A 7,239-nucleotide genomic window follows, 5' to 3' on the forward strand; every position below is an offset into this window, starting at 1 on the left:
TGCGGCAGTCGGGCGCTCGCAAATCCTTAGGTTACCAGGCTCCAGAAGCCATGCTTCTTGCCGTGCCGACGCTTAAGCTCCGCGACATAAATGTCGTGGGATTTTGCGTTGCCAAAGTCATCGATATGAGGCGCGAGGGACGCGCAGTCTGCAAGATGTCTCGCCGCGTGCTTATAGCGGCTGGAGCGGCTGTTATCGAGCGTGAAATCGATCATGGAGCGCAAGAGGATGGTTGCCGCGAGCGGATGTTTCTCCGCCAGAGCTTCGGCCGCCCTCGTCATCAGCTCATAGAGATCGCCGTCCAGTTCCGTCTTCCTCGTCACCACCAGTTTTGCCGCCTCAGCAGGCGCCGGCCAATTCAGGAAAAACCCAAGTGCGTGGTGGATCTCAGGGAAAGCCTGCGCATGGGCGAATGCCTTCTCCTCGGCCTCGAGATCGTCGAAATCCGGCAGTCGCTTGAGGAAAGCCCGGAGGTGTTCCTGATGCAATGACCGCTCGAAGCACTCCCATCGATAGGCCTGCGCCTCCTCTGCGTTCCCCAACGCCTCGAGCGTGTCGACGCGAGCAAGCTGCCATTCGAACGGCATGGCGGTCCAGCTTCTCATGTCGGCCTTATCTAACGTCTCAAGCGCTTCCTTCGCCCGCCCGGCCGAGAGCAGGCGATGGGCGATATCGGCCGCAATCGTCGGCGTCTTGCGTGTTTTCTCGGGTTGCTGCGCGATGTAGGCATCGACGTCGCCCTGGGCGTCGGCAATTTCCTGTAAAGCGATGCGCACCGTCAGATCCCGGTGATTGCCGTGGATCTCATCTTCGTAAATCGGGCTTCCGCCGCTCCAGCCGATGATCTCGCGTTTATCCTCCGCCGGCGTGTCTTTCGGCTCCTTGGACCATTGGATGAAAAGGGTTTTCAAGCGATTGAGGCCATCTTTGCCGAGAGCCGGCGCCATCGCCGCAATCAGGTTGTCGTACTGCCCATAGCCATCATCCTGCATGGCTTTGAACACCTTATCGGCCAGAACGCTGACATCGATTCTGGCGGCGAGGGCGATTGCGCCGGCATCCTCACAAGCCTGATGAAAACTTTGGAGGAGCGAGCCGCTGCCGTCGTTGGATCTCTCAAAGATTGAATCCGCCAGTGCGAGGAACTGCCATATCAGTTCGAAGGCCTCTTTGGGATCATCGACGACAACAGTCTCCGTGATCGTCTTGCGCTGCGTTTCCAGGTCGCTTTTCAGCGCCTTCACTTTGCGCCAGTCGATGAAAGTGCGAGCGCGGGCAATGCTGGCAAGCCGCTTTCGCACCTCACGCGCTACCTCGACGCCGCCGTGGTTGCCGGCAAGCTCCATGCGGAGCCGTCGCTTGCGGGCGGCGCTGCCCGTGCTGATCTCGATCAGCAGCTCGGCAAGGCGCGGGGCGCCAAGGGATTCGAGATTCTTCGCATTGAGTGTTGTCTTGGCTGCCATGGGTCATCGCCGTCGTTTCTGCCATGACCCTATCTTGGAGGCGGTACGAGGCCAAGGTGGGGAATGTGCGCAAGGGTTAATCCCTCGGCGCCTCTGTATTAGCTAAAAACTAACGCTGCCTCGTAACGACTCCTAAAGCCGGTTTTGGCACCTTGATGCCTGTCGAATATTGTTTCCAAATTTCTCGCTGGGGTTGATAATGAGTCATAATAAAGACGCCTGGGTCAGCCAGCGCGCTTATTCGCTGTGGGAATCGGAAGGCCGGCCGGAAGGGCGTGGGGAAAGCCACTGGATGCAGGCGATGAGGGAATTCGAGCAGCTGGAGCTGACGAAGGCCTCGCCCGATGGAAACGATCTCATCGAGAAGTTGAAGGCAGCCGGGCGGCTGATGCGGATCTATGACGAGCCGACCCTCGAAGTCGAGAACGAGCGGCAGCGGAAAGCGGCCCTTTAAGGCAATTTCAGCAAAGGTGCTTATCGGTTTCGTGTCCGGAATGGCACAGGAAAAACCACGGAGCGATTTTTGCAACCAGAATAGTCAGCGACATTCCAGGCGGACGATCGGTCTTGCCGGCAGGCGTCTCGTCACTTCGACGAAGCCTGCATCGAGGAACATCGAAAGCGTTCCCGGATAGAGTTCGGCGCCGTTCGAAGCACGGGCCGCCTGATCGACGGGATAGGCCTCGAGGCATTCAGCGCCATTTGCCCTTGCAAACTCAACGGCGTGTTTCAGCAGCAGGCGTGAGAAGCCCTGACGGCGGAACGGCTTGCGGACGATGAAGCAATTGATCGACCAGACCGGCCTGTCGTCAACGGGAGCAAAGGGTTTCGAGCGGCGCAGCCGGTCGAAGACGGTGCGCGGAGCCACACCGCACCATCCGGCCGGCTCGTCCTCATTGCAGGCGAGAATACCGGGCGGGCGCGACTGGGTAATGAGGCTTCGAAACCAGCTGCGATTTCCCTCACCCCATCCCGCTTTGTAGTCGGCATTCGGAAGATACCAGTAAGCGCAGCGGCAATTCCGGCCGCTGGAGCAATCGTCGAAGACCGCTTCTATATCGGTCAGGCGGTCGGCGGTTGCCGGGAAGAAAGAAAAGCGGTCCTGCATGCAGGGGAAGATATGGCGCGGCCGGATGATCGGCAAGCGCCTGCTCCCCACCGGTCCAACTCTATTGACGGGCGGCCCAGCCGAGACCGCGCCGCAGGATCAGCGGCATATAGGAATGGTCGAATTCGGCGGCGACGTGGCCGAGGGCGGAATAGAAGATGCGGCCGGCGCCGAAATGGCGCTTGAAGACCACGGGCATGACGACATTGCGCGCCGCCGGATCGTAAGCGCCGGTAAAGGTCGTCGTCGCGAGAATTTCGACGCTCGGATCGTAGTGGAGGTAATATTGCTCGGAGTGATAGTCGAAGTCGGGAATGCCCTCCATGACAGGGTCGTTCTGTCGGGTGATGCCGACGCGGAAATCGATGATGTTGCCAGGATGGGCGACCCAGGTGACGCCGGAGACATAGCGGAAGGCAGCGCTTTCCTTGAAGGAAGTGGCGAGCGCGCCGTGATGGCCGCCGAGCCCAAGCCCGCCGCGTACAGCCTCGACCAGGGCGCTGGCATGGGCCTTTTCAAGCGTTTCGCCGGTGATAACGGGCACGAGAAGATCAGCCTTTGCGAGCTGAAGCGAGGCGAAGATGCCGAGATCACCGGTCACTTCGACGGCAAATCCGTCTTCGCGCAGGAGATCGGCGACGATTCCGGCGCATTGTTCAGGCTCGTGACCCTGCCAGCCGCCCCAGACGATGATCGCCTTTTTCATATCGTGCCCTCCGCCGAAATCATTCTTCGCCCACTAGATCAGACGATTATGCAAATCACGCGAATAATGCGCCAACATTCGCGTCAATGCCCCGCGGTGAACCCTGTGCCGGCCGGAAGCGATATCGCCATTTGACGTATTGTCCGTTCAGGTTGATTGCAGTTCTTTCTTTTTATTGACGTGTATCTCGTCTAGGTTCCACCTATCTCTCATTGAATAACAAGGGTGATACATGGCAGGTGAAACGGTTCTTGTTGTCGGCGGGGCCGGCTATATCGGCTCGCATACATGCCTCGACTTGGCAAACAAGGGCTATAAGCCCGTCGTCTTCGACAATTTTTCGAACGGCCATCGCGAGTTCGTCAAATGGGGACCGGCCGAGGAAGGCGATATTCGCGACCGCGCCCGGCTGGATGAGGTACTGGCCAAGCACAAGCCGGCGGCGATCCTGCATTTCGCAGCGCTGATCGAGGTCGGCGAATCGGTCAAGGATCCGGTTTCCTTCTACGAGAATAATGTGATCGGCACCCTGACGCTGCTTTCGGCGGCGCAGGCGGCCGGTGTCAATGCCTTCGTTTTCTCCTCGACCTGCGCGACCTACGGCCTGCCGCAGAGCGTGCCGCTCGACGAGACGCACCGGCAGGTGCCGATCAATCCCTACGGACGAACGAAATATATCGTCGAGCAGGCGCTTGCCGACTACGACCAGTACAGGAGCCTGCGCTCGGTAGTGTTGCGCTATTTCAATGCGGCCGGCGCCGACTTCGAGGGCCGGATCGGCGAATGGCACCAGCCGGAAACGCATGCGATACCGTTGGCGATCGATGCCGCGCTCGGGCGCCGGCAAGGTTTCAAGGTGTTCGGCAGCGATTACGAGACCCGCGACGGTACCTGCGTGCGCGACTATATCCATGTGCTGGATCTTGCCGATGCGCATGTGCGCGCCGTCGAGTATCTCTTGAAAGGCGGAGAATCCGTCGCACTCAATCTCGGCACGGGCACCGGCACGACGGTGAAGGAATTGCTCGGCGCGATCGAGGACGTGTCGAACAGACCTTTCCCGGTCGAATATATCGGCCGGCGCGAAGGCGATTCGCACACTCTGGTCGCCAATAACGACAAGGCGCGCGACGTGCTCGGCTGGGTGCCGCAATATGATCTGTCTCAGATCATCCGCTCCGCCTGGAACTGGCATGCAAAATCCAACCAGCATTGAACGAAGCCGCCGGCCGAACGTCCTGCTGATCACGGCGGATCAGTGGCGCGGCGATTGCCTGTCGGGCGTCGGGCATCCTTGCGTGAAAACACCTGCTGTCGATGCGCTGGCGCGGGAAGGTACGCTCTTCCGGCGCCATTATGCCGGGGCCGCACCCTGCTCGCCGGCGCGGGCGACGCTTTATACCGGCCTCTATCAGATGAACCATCGCGTCTGCCGCAATGGTTCGCCGCTCGATGCCCGCTTCGACAATCTGGCGCTGGCGGCCCGGCGGTGCGGATACGATCCGACGCTGTTCGGCTATACCGACACGGCGCCCGATCCGCGCGGCATGAACGGGAACGATCCCCACCTGACGACCTATGAAGGCGTGTTGCCGGGCTTCACCGCCCGCCAGCTACTGCCGGAGCACGAGAGGCAGTGGCTCTCCTGGCTCAGGTCCCGCGGTCACGCGAATGCCGTTAGCCGCGACATCCATATTCCCGTCGGGGCTGCGCCGGGAGAAATTTCCGATGCGGCGCCGGCCTACTCGCGCGACGAGACGCAGACGGCTTTCCTGGCCGGCGAGTTCATCCGCTGGATGGGCGAGCAGGACAGGCCCTGGTTTGCGCATGTCTCCTTCCTGCGCCCGCATCCGCCGTTCTCCGTGCCGGAGCCGTTCAACCGGATGTTCAAATCTGGTGACGGTCCGGCTTTTGCGCGTGCGCCAAACCGTCAGGCGGAAGAGGACAGCCATCCCTATCTCGCCTATGCCATGCCGCGCTCCGACAAGGGCAGCTTCGTCTACGGTGCGACAGGACAGGTCAGCGACTGGAACGCGGAGGATTTCGCGGCGATCCGGGCAATCTACTACGGCATGATATCGGAGGTCGATACGCAGCTCGGCCGTATCTGGCAGGCCCTGAAAGATGCCGGCACATGGGAAGATACATTGATCGTCTTCACTTCCGACCATGCCGAGATGGCCGGCGATCACTGGACGCTCGGCAAGGGCGGCTTCTTTGACGGCAGCTATCATATTCCGCTGGTGATCCGCGATCCTGCAACTGCCGCAGGCGGAACCGTCGACGATTTCACCAGTGCCGCGGATATTTTTCCCACCCTTTGCGAAAGGCTCGGCATCGAAGCGGCAAACGGGCTCGACGGCCGCTCGCTGATGCCGTTCGTCACGGGCGGGCGGGCAGAGGGCTGGCGGGATGCGGCATTCTGGGAATTTGATTTCCGTGATATCGCCGGGGGCGAGGCGGAGCGGTATTTCGGGTTGAGATCCAACGAATGCAATCTCGCGGTGATCCGCGACGCGCGGTTCAAATACGTGCATTTCACCGGGCTGCCGCCGCTGCTCTTCAATCTCCGCGACGATCCGATGGAGCTCGACAATGTCGCTGCTGATCCGGCCTATGCGGCGATCCGGCTCGATTATGCCGAGAAGCTGCTTTCGCTGAGGGGGCGGCATCTGGACCAGACGCTCGCCTATATCGAACTCACGGAAAAAGGGCCGGTCAAGCGCCGGCCCTGATATCTTTCTAACCGAGATAATCGCGCTTGCCGATCGGCGTACCCTGGTTGCGCAGGATGGCGTGGGCTGTCGCAACGTGGAAATAGAAGTTCGGCAGGGCGAAGGTGGCGACATATTCGTCGCCCGGCAGCACGATACCGCTCTTGCCCGGCAGGGTGATCTGGCGGCTTTCCGTTCCTTCCAGCGCTTCGGCCGAGAAGCCGGCGAGATAGGCTGCGGTTTTTTCCAGGCGCTCACGTAGCTCGTCGAACGTCTTCTCGTTGTCCTCGAACTTCGGAGCCTCGGTCGCGGTCAGGCGGGCGAGGGTGAATTTGGCGCTGTCGCTGGCGCGCTGATACTGGCCGGAAAGCGGCAGCATGTCCGGCGCCAGCCGGGTGGAGATCAATATGACGGGATCGAAATTCTTTTCCTTCGCATAGGCTTCGGCCTTGTCGAGATAGGTTTTCAAGCTGGCAAGGCCGCGCTGGAACATGGGAACGGTAAGGCGATACATCGAAATGGACATCTGTCCTGTCTCCAAAATCTTCAAATGATCCGGCCGCGGCGATAGGGCGAAGGCGCCACGGCCATGAGCCTGCCTTCGGCCCTCCCATAGATGGAGGTTCTCTTCGCCTTTCACAATGTGGGGAATGCAAGGCGCCGGTGGCAAAGCCCCGGCATTTTTCCCCGCGTCTTCGTCTCGCCGCCGCCGCTAAAGAGGCTTGACGTCGTTCCCAGAAAATGGAATGAATATTCCGCATAGCAAATTTTACGGTTTGTTTGTTCCGTTTTGCGGAGCGTCGCGGGAGAGGTGGCGCATGCAGGGGATTGCGGCTTCAGGGCAAATTGCCTGGGGCTCCGGCGTGAGGAGGGTGCAGCCGGGCACCGCTTGTGGAGGAAGTGAAATGAAAAAGTTTATCCTGGGCACTGCGATGGCGCTCGTCATGTCGACGGCCGCTCACGCAGAAACCGTCGGCGTCTCGATGGCGAAGTTCGACGACAACTTCCTGACCGTTCTTCGCAACGGCATGACCGACTATGCCAAGACGCTGAGCGGCGTCACGCTGCAGGTCGAAGACGCGCAGAACGACGTTTCCAAGCAGCAGAGCCAGATTCAGAACTTCATCGCATCCAAGGTCGATGCGATCATCGTCAACCCTGTCGATACCGATGCGACCACCGCGATGTCGAAGCTCGCCGCTGACGCTGGCATCCCGTTGGTTTACGTCAACCGCCAGCCTGTTAACG

At 60.3% G+C, this 7,239-nt stretch carries 8 protein-coding genes; 4 read left to right on the forward strand and 4 right to left on the reverse strand.

The genetic code is table 11. The annotated features are described in order from the left end of the window. Positions 1–26 precede the first annotated feature (26 nt). Positions 27–1,463, reverse strand: a complete 1,437-nt coding sequence (locus EFB14_RS28785; protein WP_126829982.1) for a DUF6880 family protein — start codon at positions 1,461–1,463, stop codon at positions 27–29. A 199-nt stretch (positions 1,464–1,662) separates the two neighbouring features. Here EFB14_RS28785 and EFB14_RS28790 point away from each other — a divergent pair, with 199 nt between their 5' ends. Beyond that, on the forward strand, positions 1,663–1,917 hold the full coding sequence (locus EFB14_RS28790; protein WP_126829984.1) for a DUF2934 domain-containing protein: 255 nt from the start codon (positions 1,663–1,665) through the stop codon (positions 1,915–1,917). 84 nt (positions 1,918–2,001) lie between these two features. Here EFB14_RS28790 and EFB14_RS28795 read toward each other — a convergent pair whose 3' ends face one another. Next, positions 2,002–2,571, reverse strand: coding sequence for a GNAT family N-acetyltransferase (locus EFB14_RS28795; protein ID WP_126830000.1), 570 nt, complete (start codon positions 2,569–2,571; stop codon positions 2,002–2,004). Positions 2,572–2,632: 61 nt separating this feature from the next. Then, positions 2,633–3,277: a ThuA domain-containing protein gene (locus EFB14_RS28800; RefSeq protein ID WP_126829986.1), complete on the reverse strand. Its 645-nt coding sequence runs from the start codon at positions 3,275–3,277 to the stop codon at positions 2,633–2,635. A 232-nt stretch (positions 3,278–3,509) separates the two neighbouring features. Here EFB14_RS28800 and galE point away from each other — a divergent pair, with 232 nt between their 5' ends. Together galE and EFB14_RS28810 are read left to right on the forward strand one after the other, a co-directional pair. Then, positions 3,510–4,493: a UDP-glucose 4-epimerase GalE gene (galE, locus tag EFB14_RS28805; RefSeq protein ID WP_126829988.1), complete on the forward strand. Its 984-nt coding sequence runs from the start codon at positions 3,510–3,512 to the stop codon at positions 4,491–4,493. Then, entirely contained in the window at positions 4,471–6,012 is a 1,542-nt protein-coding gene (locus tag EFB14_RS28810; protein WP_126829990.1) for an alkaline phosphatase family protein, read from the forward strand. The genes galE and EFB14_RS28810 overlap by 23 nt, the downstream gene beginning before the upstream one ends. 7 nt (positions 6,013–6,019) lie before the next feature. Here EFB14_RS28810 and EFB14_RS28815 read toward each other — a convergent pair whose 3' ends face one another. Then, positions 6,020–6,517, reverse strand: a complete 498-nt coding sequence (locus tag EFB14_RS28815) for a DUF1993 domain-containing protein (protein WP_126829992.1) — start codon at positions 6,515–6,517, stop codon at positions 6,020–6,022. 379 nt (positions 6,518–6,896) lie between these two features. On the opposite strand from EFB14_RS28815, the gene EFB14_RS28820 reads away from it, so the two are divergent. Further along, positions 6,897–7,239, forward strand: a 343-nt coding sequence (locus tag EFB14_RS28820) for a substrate-binding domain-containing protein (RefSeq protein WP_164737604.1), incomplete at its 3' end; no start/stop codon positions are given.

This window comes from Rhizobium fabae, assembly GCF_003985135.1.
GTDB classification, from domain to species: domain Bacteria; phylum Pseudomonadota; class Alphaproteobacteria; order Rhizobiales; family Rhizobiaceae; genus Rhizobium; species Rhizobium pisi.